Origin of the sequence: Bradyrhizobium sp. USDA 223, assembly GCF_044909005.1 — a bacterium.
In the GTDB taxonomy this organism is placed as follows: Bacteria; Pseudomonadota; Alphaproteobacteria; order Rhizobiales; family Xanthobacteraceae; genus Bradyrhizobium; species Bradyrhizobium yuanmingense.
This window is the reverse complement of the sequence record NZ_JBIYDR010000001.1, coordinates 6,605,666-6,623,872: the sequence shown is the minus strand read 5'-3', so window position 1 is coordinate 6,623,872 and position 18,207 is coordinate 6,605,666. Positions and strand designations below refer to the sequence as shown.

Annotated in this window: 16 protein-coding genes and 1 tRNA gene; 10 read left to right on the top strand and 7 right to left on the bottom strand. The window is 64.5% G+C overall.

Going from position 1 to position 18,207, the window contains the following annotated elements:
• The 4 genes from ABIA40_RS30885 to panE all read left to right on the top strand — a co-directional run bounded on the left by ABIA40_RS30885 (position 1) and on the right by panE (position 3,792).
• A complete protein-coding gene (locus ABIA40_RS30885; RefSeq protein WP_271543183.1) occupies positions 1-594 on the top strand; it encodes a DUF2239 family protein in 594 nt (197 codons plus the stop codon).
• A gap of 88 nt (positions 595-682) precedes the next feature.
• On the top strand, positions 683-2,032 hold the full coding sequence (locus tag ABIA40_RS30880; RefSeq protein ID WP_271543184.1) for an MATE family efflux transporter: 1,350 nt from the start codon (positions 683-685) through the stop codon (positions 2,030-2,032).
• 102 nt (positions 2,033-2,134) lie between these two features.
• Positions 2,135-2,749, top strand: coding sequence for a 2-hydroxychromene-2-carboxylate isomerase (locus ABIA40_RS30875; protein ID WP_404545011.1), 615 nt, complete (start codon positions 2,135-2,137; stop codon positions 2,747-2,749).
• A 119-nt stretch (positions 2,750-2,868) separates the two neighbouring features.
• Positions 2,869-3,792 carry a 2-dehydropantoate 2-reductase gene (gene panE / locus ABIA40_RS30870; protein ID WP_271543186.1) on the top strand — a complete coding sequence of 308 codons (924 nt, stop codon included), beginning with the start codon at positions 2,869-2,871 and terminating at the stop codon, positions 3,790-3,792.
• Between the two features lie 194 nt (positions 3,793-3,986).
• Here panE and ABIA40_RS30865 read toward each other — a convergent pair whose 3' ends face one another.
• The 4 genes from ABIA40_RS30865 to ABIA40_RS30850 form a co-directional block, all read right to left on the bottom strand.
• Positions 3,987-4,580: a cytochrome c gene (locus tag ABIA40_RS30865; RefSeq protein WP_271543187.1), complete on the bottom strand. Its 594-nt coding sequence runs from the start codon at positions 4,578-4,580 to the stop codon at positions 3,987-3,989.
• 191 nt (positions 4,581-4,771) lie between these two features.
• The gene (locus tag ABIA40_RS30860; protein WP_404545006.1) at positions 4,772-6,046 is read right to left on the bottom strand and encodes a PQQ-dependent sugar dehydrogenase; all 1,275 of its coding nucleotides are present in this window, start codon (positions 6,044-6,046) and stop codon (positions 4,772-4,774) included.
• A 338-nt stretch (positions 6,047-6,384) separates the two neighbouring features.
• Positions 6,385-7,371, bottom strand: a complete 987-nt coding sequence (locus ABIA40_RS30855; RefSeq protein ID WP_404545004.1) for an NAD-dependent epimerase/dehydratase family protein — start codon at positions 7,369-7,371, stop codon at positions 6,385-6,387.
• A 75-nt stretch (positions 7,372-7,446) separates the two neighbouring features.
• Positions 7,447-7,521: transfer RNA gene (locus ABIA40_RS30850), tRNA-Gly, on the bottom strand.
• A gap of 271 nt (positions 7,522-7,792) precedes the next feature.
• On the opposite strand from ABIA40_RS30850, the gene trxA reads away from it, so the two are divergent.
• Together trxA and ABIA40_RS30840 are read left to right on the top strand one after the other, a co-directional pair.
• Complete coding sequence (trxA, locus tag ABIA40_RS30845) at positions 7,793-8,716, top strand: thioredoxin (protein WP_025033093.1); 924 nt, start codon at positions 7,793-7,795, stop codon at positions 8,714-8,716.
• Positions 8,717-8,821: 105 nt separating this feature from the next.
• Positions 8,822-9,499, top strand: coding sequence for an LON peptidase substrate-binding domain-containing protein (locus ABIA40_RS30840; RefSeq protein WP_128265775.1), 678 nt, complete (start codon positions 8,822-8,824; stop codon positions 9,497-9,499).
• A 14-nt stretch (positions 9,500-9,513) separates the two neighbouring features.
• On the opposite strand, the gene ABIA40_RS30835 is transcribed toward ABIA40_RS30840, so the two are convergent.
• Complete coding sequence (locus ABIA40_RS30835) at positions 9,514-12,015, bottom strand: EAL domain-containing protein (protein ID WP_404545000.1); 2,502 nt, start codon at positions 12,013-12,015, stop codon at positions 9,514-9,516.
• Positions 12,016-12,424: 409 nt separating this feature from the next.
• On the opposite strand from ABIA40_RS30835, the gene ABIA40_RS30830 reads away from it, so the two are divergent.
• On the top strand, positions 12,425-12,622 hold the full coding sequence (locus tag ABIA40_RS30830; protein ID WP_225135539.1) for a Trm112 family protein: 198 nt from the start codon (positions 12,425-12,427) through the stop codon (positions 12,620-12,622).
• A 66-nt stretch (positions 12,623-12,688) separates the two neighbouring features.
• Here ABIA40_RS30830 and ABIA40_RS30825 read toward each other — a convergent pair whose 3' ends face one another.
• A complete protein-coding gene (locus ABIA40_RS30825) occupies positions 12,689-13,909 on the bottom strand; it encodes a ubiquinone biosynthesis hydroxylase (RefSeq protein ID WP_404544997.1) in 1,221 nt (406 codons plus the stop codon).
• Positions 13,910-14,114: 205 nt separating this feature from the next.
• Here ABIA40_RS30825 and tesB point away from each other — a divergent pair, with 205 nt between their 5' ends.
• On the top strand, positions 14,115-14,978 hold the full coding sequence (tesB, locus tag ABIA40_RS30820) for an acyl-CoA thioesterase II (protein WP_404544994.1): 864 nt from the start codon (positions 14,115-14,117) through the stop codon (positions 14,976-14,978).
• Positions 14,979-15,118: 140 nt separating this feature from the next.
• Here tesB and ABIA40_RS30815 read toward each other — a convergent pair whose 3' ends face one another.
• Positions 15,119-15,997, bottom strand: a complete 879-nt coding sequence (locus tag ABIA40_RS30815; protein ID WP_271543204.1) for a DUF4339 domain-containing protein — start codon at positions 15,995-15,997, stop codon at positions 15,119-15,121.
• A 260-nt stretch (positions 15,998-16,257) separates the two neighbouring features.
• On the opposite strand from ABIA40_RS30815, the gene ABIA40_RS30810 reads away from it, so the two are divergent.
• Positions 16,258-16,596, top strand: coding sequence for a P-II family nitrogen regulator (locus ABIA40_RS30810; RefSeq protein WP_008142802.1), 339 nt, complete (start codon positions 16,258-16,260; stop codon positions 16,594-16,596).
• Between the two features lie 134 nt (positions 16,597-16,730).
• A complete protein-coding gene (locus ABIA40_RS30805; RefSeq protein WP_404544991.1) occupies positions 16,731-18,032 on the top strand; it encodes an ammonium transporter in 1,302 nt (433 codons plus the stop codon).
• The last annotated feature ends 175 nt before the right edge of the window (positions 18,033-18,207 follow it).

Sequence of the window (18,207 nt, the reverse complement as noted above, 5' to 3'; positions counted from 1 at the left end):
ATGGCAATGATTCCAATGCAAGGGACCTACACAGCCTTCGCCGGCCAGCGCCGGCTGACCTCCGGCACGGCAGGCGAGGTTGCGCTTGCCGTCAAGCGGGCGACGCAACCGCTGGACCAGCCAATTGTCATCTTCGACGATAGCACCGGGCGGTCGATCGATTTCGACCTGCGCGGCGACGACCGCGAGGTGCTGGCCCGGCTGGCAACGCTCATGCCGCAAGCCGAGACGGCCGAAGCACCCGCAGAGCCGCGCGGGCGCGGCCGGCCGAAGCTCGGCGTGGTCGCGCGCGAGGTGACCTTGCTGCCGCGGCACTGGGAGTGGCTCAACGCACAGGCCGGCGGCGCTTCGGTCGCGCTGCGCAAGCTCGTCGACGAGGCCAGGCGCGCCAGCGGCGACAAGGACCGCGAGCGGCAGGCGCGCGATGCGGCCTACCACTTCATGTCGACCATGGCCGGCGACCTGCCGCAGTTCGAGGAGGCCTCGCGCGCGCTGTTCGCGGGTGACCGGCGACGCTTCACCTCGCTGATCGCCGATTGGCCGGCCGACATCCGCGACCACATCGTCCAGCTCGCTTACAGCCACCGCGCCTAAGCCGCGCGCCGCTTCTCACAACTCATCGACGGCCGAGCCGCGCATTGCGCGGCAACGGCTTCGCACGCCCTGATGAAAGGCCAATTCCATGTCTGCCGCAAAGCCACTCTGGACCACATTCCTCCGCTTCCTCGCACCCCTGATGCTGAGCAACGCGCTGCAATCGCTGTTCGGCACCGTCAGCAACGTCTATCTCGGCCAGATGGTCGGCGTCGGCGCGCTCGCCGCGGTGTCGGCGTTCTTCCCCGTGATGTTCTTCCTGTTCGCCTTCGTCATGGGCCTCAGCACCGGCGCCACCGTGCTGATCGGCCAGGCCTTCGGCGCCGGCGAGCATGGCCGGATCAAGATCATCGTCGGCACGACACTCGCCGTCGGCCTGCTGCTCTCGATAGCGATTGCACTCGTTGGCGGGATCTTCAGCCGGCCCCTGATGGCCATGCTCGCCACTCCCGCGGACATTCTCGATGAAGCCAGCGCCTATGCGCGTATCATGCTGTTGACGATGCCGCTCGGCTTCATCTTCCTGCTGATGACGGCGATGATCCGCGGCGTCGGCGATGGACTGACGCCGCTGCTGGCGCTGGCCTTGTCGACGGCGATCGGCCTGATCCTGACGCCGATGCTGATCCGCGGCACGTTCGGATTGCCGGTGGCCGGCATCACCAGTCCTGCCTGGGCGGCTGCGATCTCGAACACGCTGACGCTGATCGTGCTGGCTGCCTATCTGCTGCGGAGAAAGCACACGCTCGCGCCGGATGCGACGCTGCTGCGTCACCTCCGGCTGAACGGCGCCGTGCTCGGCAAAGTCCTCGGCATCGGCCTGCCGAGCGCGATCGGCATGGTGGTGATGGCGATCGCCGAGCTTGTGCTGCTCGGCCTCGTCAACGGCTTCGGCTCGAATGCCACCGCGGCCTATGGCGCCGTCAACCAGGTGATGGGCTACACCCAGTTCACGGCGATGTCGATTTCGATCGCGGTCTCGATCCTCGGCGCCCAGGCCGTCGGCGGCGACGACCGGGCCCGGCTCGACGGCATCGTGCGGATGGGCCTTGCGTTCAACATCGTCCTGACCGGCGGGTTGGTGGCGCTGATCTATCTCGCGCCACGCGCGGTGCTCGGTATCTTCATCACCGACGGCGCCGTGCTGGATCTGGCGAAGGGATTGCTCAACATCGCCTTGTGGAGCTCGGTGCCGTTCGGGCTCGCCACCGTGTTCTCGGGCGCGATGCGCGGCGCCGGCGTCGCATTGACGCCGATGCTGCTGTCGATCTTCGCGATCGCCGCAATCGAGCTGCCGGCTGCAATCATCCTCAGCCGCACGGTCGGCCTGACCGGCGTGTGGGCTGCCTATCCCATCGTATTCTGCGCCATGTTGATTCTGCAGATGGGCTATTACCATCTGGTGTGGCGCAAGCGGGCGATCCAGCGCCTGATCTGATCGTCAGAGTATTATGACCATCATTAAACGATGGACCTGTGGCGCGGCCTGCGCCACAATGAAAAAAAGCCACTCAGAATGCTAAGACCAGGGAGAATAATTTTGACCCGCACCGCCCCGCAATTCCTGTTCGATTTCGGTAGCCCCAACGCCTATCTCAGCCATCTGGCGATTCCGGCCATCGAACAGCGGATCGGCGTCAAGTTCGAATACGTGCCGATCCTGCTCGGCGGCATCTTCAAGTCGACCAACAACAAGTCGCCGGCCGAGACGCTCGCCGGCATCAAGAACAAGCGGGAGTTCCAGCAGGTCGAGACCGAGCGCTTCATCAAGCGCTTCCATGTCCAGCCCTATGTCTGGAATCCGCACTTTCCCGTCAACACGCTGAACCTGATGCGCGCCGCGATCGCGGCGCAGCTCGAGGGCGTGTTCGAGCAGTATGTCGAGGCCGCCTTCCACCACATGTGGCGCGAGCCGAAGAAGATGGACGATCCCGAGATCGCGGCGAAGGCGCTGGCGTCGTCTGGTCTCGATGCGCAAAAGCTGTTCGCCCGCGCCGGGGAACCCGAGGTCAAGGCCAAACTGATCAAGAACACCGAGGAGGCGGTCGCCCGCGGCGCGTTCGGTTCGCCGACCTTCTTCGTCGGCAGCGAGATGTTCTTCGGCAAGGAGCAGCTGCGCGAGGTCGAGGAGATGGTGCTCGAGAAAGGCGAGTAGTGAATGGCGAATGGCGAGTAGTGGAAACGTTACTCGCGTTTCGTAACTTGCTATTCTATTCGCTACTCCCTATTCGCCATTCGCCTCTTTCTGAAGAACAACAATAACGGAGTTCTCCCATGCGCATCCTCGTGGTCGGCGCCGGCGCCATCGGCGGCTATTTTGGTGGCAGGCTGTTGCAGGCCGGCCGCGACGTCACCTTCCTGGTTAGGTCGCGCCGCGCCGGCGAGCTCGCGAGCGCCGGCCTCGTCATCAAGAGCCCGAACGGCGATGTGACCTTGAAGAACCCGCCGTCGGTTCAAGCTGACGCGATCAAGGACAAATTCGAGGTCGTGCTGCTCAGCTGCAAGGCGTTCGACCTCGACGATGCCATCAAGTCGTTTGCCCCGGCGGTGGGGCCGAACACCGCGATCATCCCGATGCTCAACGGCATGAAGCATCTCGACACGCTGGATACGAGGTTCGGCAAGGAACGCGTGCTCGGCGGCCTCTGCGCCATCGCCGCGACGCTGAACGATAAGCGCGAGGTGGTGCAGCTCCAGCCGATGCAGTCGATCAGCTACGGCGAGCGCGACGGCGGGATGTCGGACCGGGTGAAGGCGATCGACGAGGCCTTCAAGAGCGGCATCAATGGCGCCAGCGCCAGCCAGAACATCATGCAGGACATGTGGGAGAAGTGGGTGTTCCTGTCCTCGCTCGCAGCAAGCACCAGCCTGATGCGGACATCCGTCGGCAATATCCTCGCCGCGCCCGGCGGCCGGGAGTTCCTGCTCGGCATGCTGGATGAGACCAGCGCGGTTGCCACGGCGTCCGGCTATCCGCCGGGCGGCCCGTTCTTCGATCGCGTCAAAGGCAATCTCACCACCGAGGGCTCGCCGCTGACGGCATCGATGTTCCGCGACATCAAGGCCGGCCTGCCTGTCGAGGCCGATCACGTCATCGGCGATCTCATCGCGCGCGCCGACGCCGCCAAGGTGCCGGTGCCGAAGCTGCGCATCGCCTATACGCATCTGAAGGCGTATGAGAAGCAGCGGGCGGGGTAGGGCGTAACCACACATTCGGTGTCGTCCCGGGGCGCGCGCCGCGCGAGCCCGGGACCCATAACCACAGGGAGTGGTCATGGGGCGAAGTGGTGACTCCAGAGTCTTCGCAAAACTCTTGCCTGTGGCTATGGATCCCGGGCTCGCGACTTCGTCGCGCCCCGGGATGACGGCTGTGCTTGCCGCAGCATCCCGCGCTATTTCAAATGCGCGAGATAGTGCGAGACGGCGGTGATCTCCTCATCGCTCATGTGATAGGCGACGTCGGCCATCGCGGCGACGCCGCCGCCGACACGCTGGCCGGCCTTGTAATCGTGCAGCGCCTTGACGAGATATTCCTCGCGCTGGCCGGCGAGCCGCGCCACCGCCTTGGTACCGGCATAGCTGTCGGTATGGCATGAGGCGCAGCGGCGGCCGGCGGCAACCTGCGCGCCCTTCTTCGACAGGTCGGGATCCCCGTCCTCGGGTCCCTTCGGCGGCGTCAGCGAGGCGAAGTAAGCGCCGAAATTGCGGATGTCCTCGTTGCTGATCCCTTCCACGATCGGCTGCATCTGATCGTTCTTGCGCGCGCCGGCGCGGAAGAACACGAGCTGCCATTGCAGGAATTGATCGGGCTGGCCGGCGAGCGAGGGGATGTTCTCGGTCTGCGAAATGCCGTTCTCGCCGTGGCAGCCGGAGCAGGCGGCGGCCTTCTCCTTGATCGCGGCATTGTCGGCGGCCTCGGCTTGAATGAAGGCGATCACTGCGAGCGATAGCGCGCCGATTACGGACCAAGAGAACTGACGGCGCATGATTGGAAATCCGTTCTGTCCTGCGTCATTCCGGGTTTGCCACTTGGCGCGGCCGCAATCCATAATCCCGTTGGTGGTTACGGGTTCCGGACTTGCGCGCAAGTGGCGCGCAATCCGGAACGACGGCGTGGGGCTTCAAAATGGGAGAAGCTGCGGCCGTCACCCGGCCGCAGCTTCTCCGTCAGGTCGCGCTACTTCTTGCTGTAGCTGATGCGATAGATCGCGCCGGCCCAATCGTCCGCCACGAGGATCGATCCGTCCTTGGCGATGATGATGTCGTTGGGACGGCCGAGATAGCCCTGGTCACCCTCGAGCCAGCCGGACGCGAAGATCTCCCGCTTCGGGTTCTTGCCGTCGGGTCCGACGATCACGCGCACGATGCGCGCGCCCTGGTACTTGTGGCGATTCCAGGAGCCGTGCTCCGCGATCAGGATGTTGTTCTTGTAGTCCGCGGGGAACTGGTCGCCGGTGTAGAACTTCATGCCGAGCGGGGCGACATGGGCACCGAGATTCAGCACGGGCGGCGTGAACTCGGAGCATTTGTGGCCCATCGCGAACTTGTCGTCAGGCAGATTGCCCTGATGGCAATAGGGATAGCCGAAATGTTCGCCGATCCGGTTGATCATGTTCAGCTTGTCCGAGGGCAGATCATCGCTGATCCAGTCGCGGGCATTCTCAGTGAACCAGTATTTGCCGGTGCGCGGATCGACGTCGCCGCCGACCGAGTTGCGGACGCCGAGCGCCCAGATTTCGGCGTTGCCGGTCTTGGGATCGACGCGCCGGATCTGCGACACGCTGGTCGGCGGAATGCCGATGTTGAAGGGCGGGCCGAACGGCAGGAAGAACCAGCCTTCCTTGTCGACCGCGATGTACTTCCAGCCATGCGCGGCATAGGACGGCATGTCGTCATAGACGACCTTGCCCTGGCCGAGATTGTCGAGATTGGCTTCGGCGTTGTCGTAGCGGATCAGCTTGTCGACGGCGATGACGTAGAGCGCACCGTCCCGGAAGGCGAGACCGGTGGGCATGTTCAGGCCCTTGAGGACGGTCTTGACCTCCTTCTTTCCGTTGTTGTCCTTGATGGCATAGACGTTGCCGAGACCGAACGAGCCGACGAACAACGTGCCCTTGTCACCCCAGGCCATCTGCCGCGCGGCCAGCACGCCGGAGGCGTAGACCTCGATCTTGAAGCCCGGCGGCAGCTTGATCTTCTTGACGATGTTGGCGAGCTCGGCGTCGGAGGCGCCGGTCGGCGGGCCCGACGGCGGCGCGAGGCCCTTCTGCGCCTCGGTCTCGTCACCGAGGAACCAATCGTCAGGCGGATGGGTCCAGAATTCCTTGGTGCTGGAATCGTATTTCTTCAGCGGCTTGCTCTTGTCCTGCTGCTGCGCGTTGCCGGCGCCGGTCCCGGCGAGAAGAGCCACGGCCGCAAGCGCTAACACGGATCGATGGAACATCGATGTCATCGCATCACTCCCCTAAGGCAGCCGTCAGGGCTGCGCGTTATTTTGTTTTGCTAGTCGAGAGGCGAAGTCTTGAGCCCGTCGGGACGACAGGCGCAAAAAGGTTAGCACATCTGCCCATCGTGAGAAGCGCGCCGGATGCAGCGCGGCTGCGCGCATGAAAAATTGAGACGGAACGTGAATGAACGGATGAACGCGGCGACAACGCGTTCTCGCTGCAACGCGGAATCAGGGTTGGACATACAAAAGTGCGAAAACAACCCCATGCACAGTAGAACGGCGCAATTGGCCCGCGCGCGGTGAGGCCGGACAGTCATTTGACGCGTCGAGTAAAATTGCGATTACGACGCGACGGGGTAGGGTCCGTCGTCGAATAGCGTGTCGTGATAGCCTTTCGATCCGACCTCACGCGCCAGCGCGCTGCGGACATCGCGGCCATCGCGCAGGCTGCGCAGCACGTGCGCGAAGTCGAATTCGGGTCGCCAGCCGAGCTCCCGCCGCGCCCGCGCGTTGACATAGACCCGGTCAATCGCGGGGAAGAGCCGCCAGCCGCGCGCCGCATAGAGCTGCGCGCACTCCGGATAGAGCTCGCGCACGACAGTGGCGGCATCGCGCGCCAGCGCTCCGAGATGACGTTGCTCGAACGGGCTCGTCGCCGAGACGATGTAGCGGGCGAAGCCGATGCCGGGCGCACGCTCGACGGCAGCTAGATGCGCGCTCACTGCGTCCGCGATATCCAGCCGGCGGTAGAGCATCTCGTTGGCCTGCGCGTTGTCCAGCGCGTAGGCCGATCGCATCGCCGGATCGTCGTCGTCCTCCGGAAAGAAGCGCGAGGTCCGCAGAACCACGATCGGTAGCGCGCGCTCGCGAAAGAACAGCTCGCAGAGGTTCTCGGCCATCAGCTTGGTCGTGCCGTAGATGTTCTTCGGCACCGACGGCAGCTCCTCGGTGACCCACACCGCGGCCTGTCCCGCCTCAGACCGCAGCTGCGAGCCGAACGCGCTGGTGGTGCTGGTGAAGACAAAACTCTTCACGCCGGCCGCTGCAGCCGCTTCGAGCAGATTCAGCGTGCCTGACACGTTGGTATCGACGAAGTCCTGCTTGGAGTGCGTCGCCACATGCGGCTTGTGCAGCGTCGCGGTGTGGATCACGGCAGTGATGCCGTCCATCTGCCGCCGCACGAAGGTGGGATCGACGATGGAGCCGACAGCGTCGGTGAAGGGGGAGCTCTTTAGATCAAGCCCGCGGGCAGGCGACCCGCGCCCACGCAGCGTCCGCAGGATGGCCTCGCCAAGGTGACCTGCGCTGCCTGTGACCAGAATTGTCATGTGAGACCCGAACAGCCGCCAGCGGCGCGGAAAACCGCGGCCTGATCCGGTTTGGCTGGATGCTTTGGAGAAAACTGGAGCGGGCGAAGGGGCTCGAACCCTCGACCCCGACCTTGGCAAGGTCGTGCTCTACCACTGAGCTACACCCGCATCCTGTGTCGGTCGCGTGACGCGCCGGCAACGGCTGTCGTATGCCAAAAGCGGGAGGGGAATGCAACAGCTACGGGCGGCCTCAATTCGCATTTGCGGCGCCATATGGAGCCCGAAGCTGGCCAAATTGACCGGAAAGGCCTCGGAACCGGCGAATCGGGGTGCCTGGATTGAAATTCGGCCCATTCGGCCCAATTTAGGAGCCGACCACAAGCATATGACGCGGCGGCGTGCTAAAGAGCCGCCATTCCAGACATGACGAGGGAATCCCGTGACGATCATCGACCAGGGTAACGGAGCGGCGGGCCCGGCTGCGGCCGACCTGATCAAGGACACCACCACCCAGACCTTCGTGAAGGACGTCATCGAGGAATCGAAGCGCCAGCCCGTGCTGATCGATTTCTGGGCGGAATGGTGCGGCCCCTGCAAGCAGCTCACCCCCGTCCTGGAGAAGGCGGTGAAGGCGGCCAAGGGCAAGGTCAAGCTGGTCAAGATGAACATCGACCATCATCCGGCGATCCCGGGCCAGATGGGCATCCAGTCGATCCCGGCCGTGATCGCCTTCGTCAACGGCCAGCCGGCCGACGGCTTCATGGGCGCGGTGCCGGAGAGCCAGGTCAACGCCTTCATCGAGCGGCTGACCAAGGGCGTCACCGCGCCGGGCGAGGTCAACGTCGCCGAGATCGTGCAGGAGGCCGACGCGGTGCTCGCCGAGGGCGACGCGGCGGCGGCGGCGCAGATCTATGCCGAGGCGCTGCAGCATGATTCGACCAACATCGCGGCGCTCGCGGGCCTTGCCAAGTGCTACGCCGTTTCGGGCGCGATGGAGCAGGCCAAGCAGACGCTGGCCATGGTGCCGGAATCCAAGCGCAACGACCCGGCCGTGAAGGCGGTGCAGACCGCGATCGATCTCGCCGAGCAGGCGAAATCGCTCGGACCGGTTGCCGAGCTGGAACAGAAAGTCGCCGCAAATCCGCTCGATCATCAGGCCCGGTTCGACCTCGCCACCGCGCTCAACGCCCAAGGCAACCGCGCGGCGGCGACCGAGCAGCTGCTCGAGATCATCAAGCGCGACCGCAAATGGAACGACGACGGCGCCCGCAAGCAGCTGGTGCAGTTCTTCGAGGCCTGGGGCGGCACGGATGATGCAACCGTCGAAGGCCGCAAACGTTTGTCGACGATCCTGTTTTCGTAACGGCCTTTTTTGAGCATGATCTGTTCGGAAAACCGCTCCACACTTTGCGCTAACGCGGTCCTTCGGATCCGGATCATGCGCTAGCAACGCCAGGGGACCGGGCAGATGCCGATCAACATCGAATATCGCGGGCCCGCCGACCTCCCGGAGATCATTCCGGTCTTCCCGCTACCGGGCGCGCTGCTGCTGCCCCGCGGCCAGATGCCGCTCAACATCTTCGAGCCGCGCTACCTTTCGATGGTCGACGATTCCTTCCGCGACGGCCATCGCCTGATCGGCATGATCCAGCCCGACATCGCGCATTCGCGGAAGGATTCCGACAAGCCGGCCCTGTTCAGCGTCGGCTGCGTCGGCCGCATCACCCAGCTCGCCGAGTCCGGCGACGGCCGCTACATCCTCGAGCTCACCGGCGTTTCGCGCTTCAAGGTGGTCGAGGAGCTCGAGGTGCTCACCCCCTATCGGCAGTGCAAGGTGGACTTCTTCGCCTATGTCGACGATTTCACCGCGCGCCGCGGCGAGGAGGAGGTCGACCGCGAGGCGCTGCTGGCGGTGCTGGCGGACTTCCTGAAGGCCAACAACCTCAAGGTCGACTGGGAGGGCGTCGAGAGCGCGCCCAATGAAGCCCTCGTCAACGCGCTCGCGATGATGTCGCCCTATGGCCCCGCCGAGAAGCAGGCCATGCTGGAGGCGCCCGACCTGAAGACCCGCGCCGAGATCCTGATCGCCGTCACCGAAATGGACCTCGCCAAGAAGCGCACCAGCGGCGATCCGCCGCTGCAGTGATCGGCAAGCGCGAGCTAAGCGGCAAACTCGCCGGCCTCGGCCCTTCGATCCGCAAGCCGCGCGATCGTCGAGGCCCGTACCGGCGGGCTGAGGTGGAAGCCCTGCGCCTCGACGCAGCCCTCTTGGCGCAGGACCTCCAGCTGCTCGGCGGTTTCGACGCCTTCGGCGGTGGACGTCTTGCCGAGACTCGTGGCGAATTGGACCACGGCCCGCGCGATGCGATGGGGCTCCTCCATCGGATTGGACAGCTCGCTGACGAAGCTGCGATCGATCTTGATCTTGTCGAATGGAAACTTCTGCAGAAAGCTGAGCGACGAATAGCCGGTGCCGAAATCGTCGAGGGCAATCCGCACTCCGAGCTCGCGCAGCTGGCTGAGTGCTGCGAATACGGTCCCGCTGTCATGCATGATGACGGTTTCGGTGACCTCGAGCTCGAGCCGATCTGAAGCGATCCCCGAAGCCGCCAGTGCGCTCACAATTGTCGACACGAGCTCCTTGCTCCTGAATTGCGCTGGAGACAGGTTGATCGCGATCTTTAGGTCGGAACGCCATTTCGCCGCTTCGGCACAAGCGGTTCTCAACACCCATTCCCCCAGCAGCAGGATCAAGCCGGTTTCCTCCGCGACGGGAATGAATTCGCCGGGCGAGACCAGACCGCGCTCGGGATGATGCCAACGCAGCAACGCCTCGAAGCCACAGGTCTCGCCGCTCTTCAAATTGACGAACGGCTGGTAGTGGAGTTCGAATTCGCTCCTCGCAAGCGCCTTCCGCAAATCCCGCTCCAGGTTGCGGCGCGCCTGCAGGAGCCGGTCCAGCTCCGGCTCGAAGAAGCGGAATGCGCCACGTCCGCCGCTCTTGGCCGAGTAGAGGGCAAGATCTGCGCTCCTGAGGATCGTGTCGGAATCGGCGCCGTCTCGGGGCGCAAGGGCGATCCCGATGCTGGTGCCTACGACGACCTGATGATCGCCGAGATCGAACGGCTCGCTGAGCGCGCCATGGATCGTCTCGGCGAGAGAGGCCGCGTCCGCAGCCGGATTGGTCACGTAGTCGACGATTGCGAATTCGTCGCCGCCCAGTCGGGCGACGAACGTCGTTTCCCTGACGCAGTCCAGCAAGCGCGCCGCGACCGAGCGCAGCAGCAGGTCGCCCGCCGGATGTCCGAGCGTGTCGTTGACCTCCTTGAAGCGGTCGAGATCGAGCAAGAGAACCGCCAAATGTAGGTTTCCGCCACGCGTATCGGCAAGAGCGGGCTCCAGACGCGCCTTGAGCAGCACGCGGTTCGGTAACTCGGTGAGCGCATCGTGTTCCGCCATGTAGGTGATCTTCGCTTCGGACCGGCGTTGCTCGGTGACATCCAGATGCGTAGCCACCCAGCCGCCGCCGGCCATCGGCTGCCGCGTCACGCAGATCAGCCGCCCATCGGCAAACGCATCGATGCGGCTCGAAACGACATGGATCGGCAGCGCATCGAGCCTGGCGATCTGCCGTTCGGCGGCGAAATCGCTGGCCTCGCCTTCGAGTACGCCGCTCTTGACGCGATGTCTGATGATGTCGCGGTGGGGAGTTCCCGCACGCAGCAATTCCGGGGGCAGCCGGTACAACCGGGCGTAACGCTCGTTGCAGATGACGAGCCGCTTCTCGGCGTCGAACATGCAAAGGCCTTCGACCATGTGGTTGATGGCCGTGTCCAGCCTCAGCTTCTGCTCCTTGAGCTCGTTCTGCGACCCTTCGAGCTGCTGCCGGGCGATGGAGAGCTGGCTGATGATCTCCTCGAACCTGGCAGTTCTGGTCGCCAGACGACGATCGGCCAGCACGCCGATCAGGCTCATGCCCAGCACCGACAATGCGACGCCGGCGATGGCGAGCGCGAGGAAGGCCGGAGACAGCGAAAGCGTATCGGTCGCGAGCGCCGGATCCGGTGTGATCTTCACGGCGCCCATGGCCGTGAAGTGATGCGACACGATGGCGAGCGTCAGCAGGGTGGCGGCTGCCAGCGTGCCGCTATAACCCTGACGGGTGAGCGCTGCCGCCAGCGCAGCGTAGCCGAAACACATGCCCAGAACGATGGAGAGGAGCACGAGGTCCACGGACCAGGAGACTCGGCCCGGCACTTCGAGCGCCCACATTCCGAGATAGTGCATGCTGGCAATGCCGCCGCCGATGATGACGCCGCCAGCCGCCGCGCGCCAGCGGCCGGACGTGACGACCGCGACGCCGAAGCCGACCGAGGTCAGCAGCATTGCCGCCGCGAGAGAGGACGCCGTTAACACGATGCCGTAGCCCGTGGAGACCCCGGGCTCGTAGGCGAGCATCGCGACGAAATGCGTAGCCCAGATCCCGTATCCGATGGCCGCGCCGGCAATGGCGATCCAGATCCACCGGGTTCTCCCGCGCGTTGCGATCGCGCGGTGGAAGATGCTGACCGCGACGATGCTGGCAACGAAGCAGACCAGAGCAGCGAGCACGACGAGCCGCCAATCGTGCTCGGCCGTAAGACAGGAGAAAACGCGGAACATTCAGTCTCGCCCCATCGTCGATATTGTTGATATTGTCGATGCTGGACCGGCTAATCGCCCTTCGCGTTAATTTTGTGCCGCGCCTGATCGCATGCTTAGCGCCACGTCAACACCGTCCGGAAAATTTGATCTTTCGGGCTAACACGTTCCGCGCGCCGGTCGCGCCGGAAGCCCGCTGCGCGCGTTTGCGGATCACGCTCTAGATGGCCGCGGATGCGTGGGCTCGCCCTGGCAACGGAGCTGGGCCGCGCGCAGATCCTGTACTGGACATTTCTCGGCTGCGCCCTGTCAGGCCCGTCAATCCCGGCCGCGGATCATACTCGACGAGCTCCTGGCGATGGTCCCCGCCTAAAGCGCGATGGCGGGTGCGAATTTCTATGCTAAAGGCAGGCAAGTGCCGGAGACTTCCATGAACGCGCCCACCGAACGTCCCGAAGCCAGCGTCGATCCAAAATTGCTGGAGATCCTGGTCTGCCCGCTGACCAAGGGCCCGCTGGAATTCGATTCTGAGCGGCAGGAGCTGATCTCGCGCAGCGCCAAGCTCGCTTATCCCATTCGCGACGGCATCCCGATCATGCTGCCGGAAGAGGCGCGCAAGATCGATTGATAACAGCGAGTGGGGAGTGGCGAATGGCGAATGGACCTACGCTATTCGCCACTCACCATTCGCCCCTTACAACGCCTCGCCCTTCAACAGCCGCGGCACCTCGCCGGTGAGGCCTGCGGCCTGGCGGACGAAGAGGTTCTTCAGCGGCGGGGCGCGGTCGACGAGGCCGAGGCCGATGTCGCGCACCGTGCGCAACAGCGTCGACTGGTTGGAGAACAGGAAGTTCAGCGAGTTGGTGGCGACGCCCATCGCCATCGTGTCGAACCGGCGCCAGCGCTGGTAGCGTTCGAGCACGTCCGCCCCGCCGATATCCAGGCCGAGCCGCGCGGCATCTACCACCACTTCCGCCAGCGCAGCGACGTCCTTCAGGCCCATGTTGAGGCCCTGGCCCGCGATGGGGTGGATGACATGGGCGGCGTCGCCGACCAGCGCGATGCGCTCGGCGATGAAGGACCGCGCGACGAAATAGGACAGCGGAAACGCCCGCGGCTTGTCGAGCACCTTGACCTCGCCGAGATGCAGGCCGAAGCGCTGCTCGAGCTCGGCGTGGAATTCCTCGTCGCTGAGGGCGATGATGCGCGCGGCCTCGGTGCGGCGCTCGGTCCACACCAGCGAGGAGCGTTTGCCGGTGAGCGGCAGGATCGCGAACGGGCCAGCCGGCAGGAAGTGTTCCTCGGCGCGGCCCTCGTGATCGCGCTCGTGGCCGACGGTGACGACGATGCCGGACTGGTCGTACTCCCAGCCATGAGTGACGATGCCGGCGCGCTCGCGCAGCTTCGACCGCGCGCCATCGGCGGCGACCAAGAGGCCCGCCGCGATCACGCTGCCGTCGCCGAGCGTCACGTCGATGCCGTCAGTGCGCGCATCGTAGGACGCGACCGGGGTGGCGCGAAGATCGATGCTCTCGGCCTCGGCGCGCACCACCAGCGCGTCGATCAGGCGGCGGTTCTCGACCATGTGGGCGAACGGCTCGCCCGGCGCGACATCGCCGGCGAAGTTCAGGAACACCGGACGGGTGGCATCCTCGAGCTTGGAATCGGTGACGACCATGTCGAGGATCGGCTGGGCCTCATCCCGGACGTCGTCCCAGGCGCCGATCGTCTCGAACAGGCGGCGGCAGGCGGCGACGATCGCGGTGGCGCGGGGGTCGCGGCTCGGCCGCGTGCCGAGGGCGGGATCGGCGACGACGATCGGGATCTCGGGCCCGAGCCCCTGGCGTAGCGCCAAGGCCAGCGCAAGGCCGGCAAACGCGCCGCCACCGATGACAATGCTACCCTGTACCGACATACCAAAGCTTCCCGGACAATTCTCGGTCTTGCTAGCAGACTTGAGCTGGGCGAAACAGTGCGGTGAAACGAGGGCCGCTAGCCCTTCGTTCCGTCATTCCGGGGCGCGCAACGCGCGTACCCGGAATCCGGAGGTTTATCAGCTCGAGATTTTCGGGTTCGCACCGCGTGCGCCCCGGAATGAGACATTACTGGAAAGCACCATCATGTCCAAAGGACTGATCGACCTCATCGGGATCCTCGACCTCGAGCAGCTCGAGGTGAACCTGTTCCGCGGCAACAGCCCGAAGACGAGCTGGCAGCGGGTGTTCGGCGGCCAGGTGATCGGGCAGGCGATGGTCGCGGCCTGCCGCACCGTGGAGGGCCGGCTGCCGCATTCGCTGCATTGCTATTTCGTCCTGCCGGGCGATCCGCAGATCCCGATCATCTATCAGGTCGAGCGCCTGCGCGACGGCAAGAGCTACTCGACCCGCCGCGTCACCGCGATCCAGCACGGCAACGCGATCTTCTCGATCATGGTGTCGTTCCACGCCGAGGAGGAGACTGCGTTCGACCACCAGGACACGATGCCGGACGTGCCGCCGCCGGAAAAGCTCACGGCGGAGGAGGTGGCGAAACAGCCGATGTTCAAGGAGATGCCGGACTTCATCCGCCGCTACTACGAATCCGATCGGCCGATCGAGCTGCGCCCGGTCGAGCTCGGCCGTTATTTCGGCCAGAAGATCGACGACGGCCGCATCCACGTCTGGATCAAGACCGCCGCCAAGCTGCCCGACGATCCGGCGCTGCACATGTGCGCGCTCGCTTACGCCTCGGACTTCTCACTGCTCGACGCGATCATGGCGCGCTATGGTCGCACGCTGTTCGACAAGCGCATGATGCCGGCGAGCCTCGACCACGCGATGTGGTTCCATCGCCCGTTCCGCGCCGACGAATGGCTGCTCTACGCGCAGGATTCGCCGAGCGCACAATCGGGGCGGGGCCTGACCCGCGGCTCGATCTTCAAGCCGGACGGCACCCTGGTTGCCTCCGTCGCGCAGGAAGGCTCGGTGCGCGAGCGGAAGGCCTGATCGCTTCTAAAGCGCGATGCGATTAGGATGAATCGTCATCGCGCTTTAGGTTATTGTTTGAGCATGATCTTTCGGAAAACCGCTTCACACTTTTCCGGATCATGCTCTAGCGCGACGAGCAGCGCCTGAAGCCGTTCAGATCATGCCCCGAGCGAGCCGCGCGGCGCGAGCTCGGTCTGCGAGGCGAACCAGTTCATGATCCAGCGGTACACCCACGGGATCGGGATGATGAAGCACATCAGGATGGCGGCCACGATGCCGCGCCAGAGGATATCGAGACCGCTGCCCTTGAAGACGATCTCGCGCCGCGTGCCCTCGATGTTGCGGCAGAACCAGCGCATCTGCGCCGCGGCCACCCAGGCCCAACCGATGATGGTGATGATGGAGATCGCGAACAGCAGGTTCCAGCCGATATAGGCCCAGACCGAACCGGTGAAGCTGAGGCCCAGCGGCTGCCCGTTGGAGGCGAGGTTCGCGACCATCCATTTGATCAGCAGCCAGTAGAGCACGATCTGCACGATGAACAGCAGATTGCTCAGGATCTCACTGCCGACGAAGCCAAGCGCGATGGCGAGAACGATGAAGCCGAAATACCACGGCACCAACGTCATCGCATTGCCGGTGAAGCCGAGGTTCGGCCGCCCGGGGACGTTCACGCAGGAGACGATCCATCTGGTGTACCAGACGAAGGCCCAGGGCGCCGGGATGACGAAGATCATTCCAATCAGCAGGACGATGCTGCGCCAGGTGAATTCGAGGATGCTGAAATCGACCGAGAGCGATCCACCGCTTGCATAGCCGGCGGTGCCGCCATAGCCACTTCCGCCCGTCGGGACCATCGGCGGCGCACCGCCGCCGATCAGGCCGGGAATTTCGGCGGCCTTCTGCCAGCCGGCCATGCCCTCGGTCCAGACCAAGGTGTCCGGACGCACGACGCCCTGGGCAACGAGGTCGCGGAATTGCCCTTCCGGAAAGGGCCCCTGCTGCTTGCCCTCGGATGCGTAAAACCAACTCGCCATGGAACGTCCCCCTCGAACTTACGTATGTACCGGCCGGGACGCTTCGGTTCACGCCTGGGTTCACCGCATCCATGCCAAAAATGCATTGTGAATGATGAACAGCTGCCCTGTACAGAGGCGGCCGTTCACATGACCGCCCTTGGCCAAACGTTTTTCCGCTTCAATCTGCAACTTTTTTGTGCCATTTGCCCGGAAAGATGCCAGATTGACGCAGCGCCGGGGACATACGGCGCGGCGCATCCCGGGGAATAGGCCTGACCATGAAACTCGTCGTCGCGATCATCAAACCCTTCAAGCTCGATGAGGTCCGCCAGGCCCTGACGGCGATCGGCGTGCACGGCATGACCGTGACCGAGGTGAAAGGCTATGGCCGGCAGAAGGGCCACACCGAGATCTATCGCGGCGCCGAATATGTCGTGAACTTCCTGCCGAAGCTGCGCATCGAGATCGCGGTCGCTTCCGACGTCGCCGACAAGGCGGTCGCCGTGATCACCGCGACGGCGCGCACCGGCCAGATCGGCGACGGCAAGATCTTCGTCACACCGATCGACCACGCGCTGCGCATCCGCACCGGCGAGACCGACAGCGACGCGCTCTGACTTTTTGTTTTGACGCGTTTTCTTCACGCGAACCGGTATCCACTTCGCTCGAAAACGCTTTGACACGACTGCTTCGATCGCACCGGGCAAATACGCCACGATGTGCGACGCCAATTGATGCCGGGGGGAACGATATGGCGGGATTGTCGCGCCGCGCAGCTGCCATGGCTGCGCCAATTGGATTTGTGTCCGTCCTAGCTGCGCCGGCGCAAGCGGCGGCAACCGAGATCAACACCGCCGACACCGCCTGGATGATCGTCGCCACCGCCTTGGTGCTGATGATGACGATCCCGGGACTTGCGCTGTTCTACTCCGGCATGGTGCGCAAGAAGAACGTGCTCGCCACCATGGCGCAGAGCCTGGCCGCGGTGACGCTGATCTCCATTCTCTGGGTGGCGTTCGGCTATTCGCTGTGCTTCGTCGGCGACGGCCCGTGGATCGGCACGCTCGATCGCTGGTTTCTCGCCGGCATGACGATGGACAGCGTCAACCCCGCGGCGAAGACGATCCCGGAATCGCTGTTCATGCTGTACCAGATGACGTTTGCCATCATCACGGTGGCGCTGGTCGCGGGCTCGGTCGCCGACCGGATGCGGTTCTCGGCCTATCTGCTGTTCTCGGTCGCCTGGTTCATCTTCGTCTACATTCCGCTGGCGCATTGGGTGTGGGGCGGCGGCTTCCTCGCCAGCATGGGCGTGCTCGATTTCGCCGGCGGTCTCGTCGTGCATCTGTCGGCCGGCACCGGCGGCCTCGTTGCAGCCAAGGTGATGGGACGCCGTCACGGCTACGGCACCGAGAATCTCGCGCCGTTCGATCTGTCGCTCGCGGTGATGGGCACCGGCCTGCTGTGGGTCGGCTGGTTCGGCTTCAACGGCGGCTCGGCGCTCGGAGCGAACTCACGCGCGGTGATGGCGATCATCGCGACCCATCTGGCCGCCTGTGCGGGCGCGCTCACCTGGGGCGCGATCGAATGGTCGACGCGGCGCAAGCCTTCGGTGCTCGGCATGATCTCCGGCGCGGTCGCAGGTCTCGGCACCATCACGCCGGCCTCGGGCTTCGTCGCGCCATGGCACGGCATCGTCATCGGCATCATCGCCGGTGCGCTCTGCTATTGGGCCTGTACCTGGCTGAAGCACCGCTTCGACTATGACGATTCGCTCGACGTCTTCGGCGTCCACGGCATCGGCGGCCTGACCGGCACCCTGCTCGCCGGTGTGTTCGCCACCAGCGCAATCGGCGGCACCGCCGGCCTGCTGGAGGGCCATCCGCAGCAGCTCCTGATCCAGTTCTACGGGGTCGCCGTGACCTTCGTCTGGTCGGCGGGCGTCAGCTTCATCCTGCTCAAGCTGGTCGGCCTGTTCGTGCCCTTGCGCGTATCCCGTGAGCACGAGCTCGAGGGTCTGGATATTTCGCAGCACGGAGAAGCCCTGCAATAGACGCCGATACTACGTAAATACCGTCCTGCTGCCCGACGCGTGAGCAACATTGTGTCGAGAGCCTGTCTTGCCCATGTTTTGCGCAGGCGTGACCACGTTTTGAGCGCGACGTAATAGCGCACTGCATTGCAACACCCGCCGAAGGCGAAAACCCCCGTTTTCATAATCCGTTAGG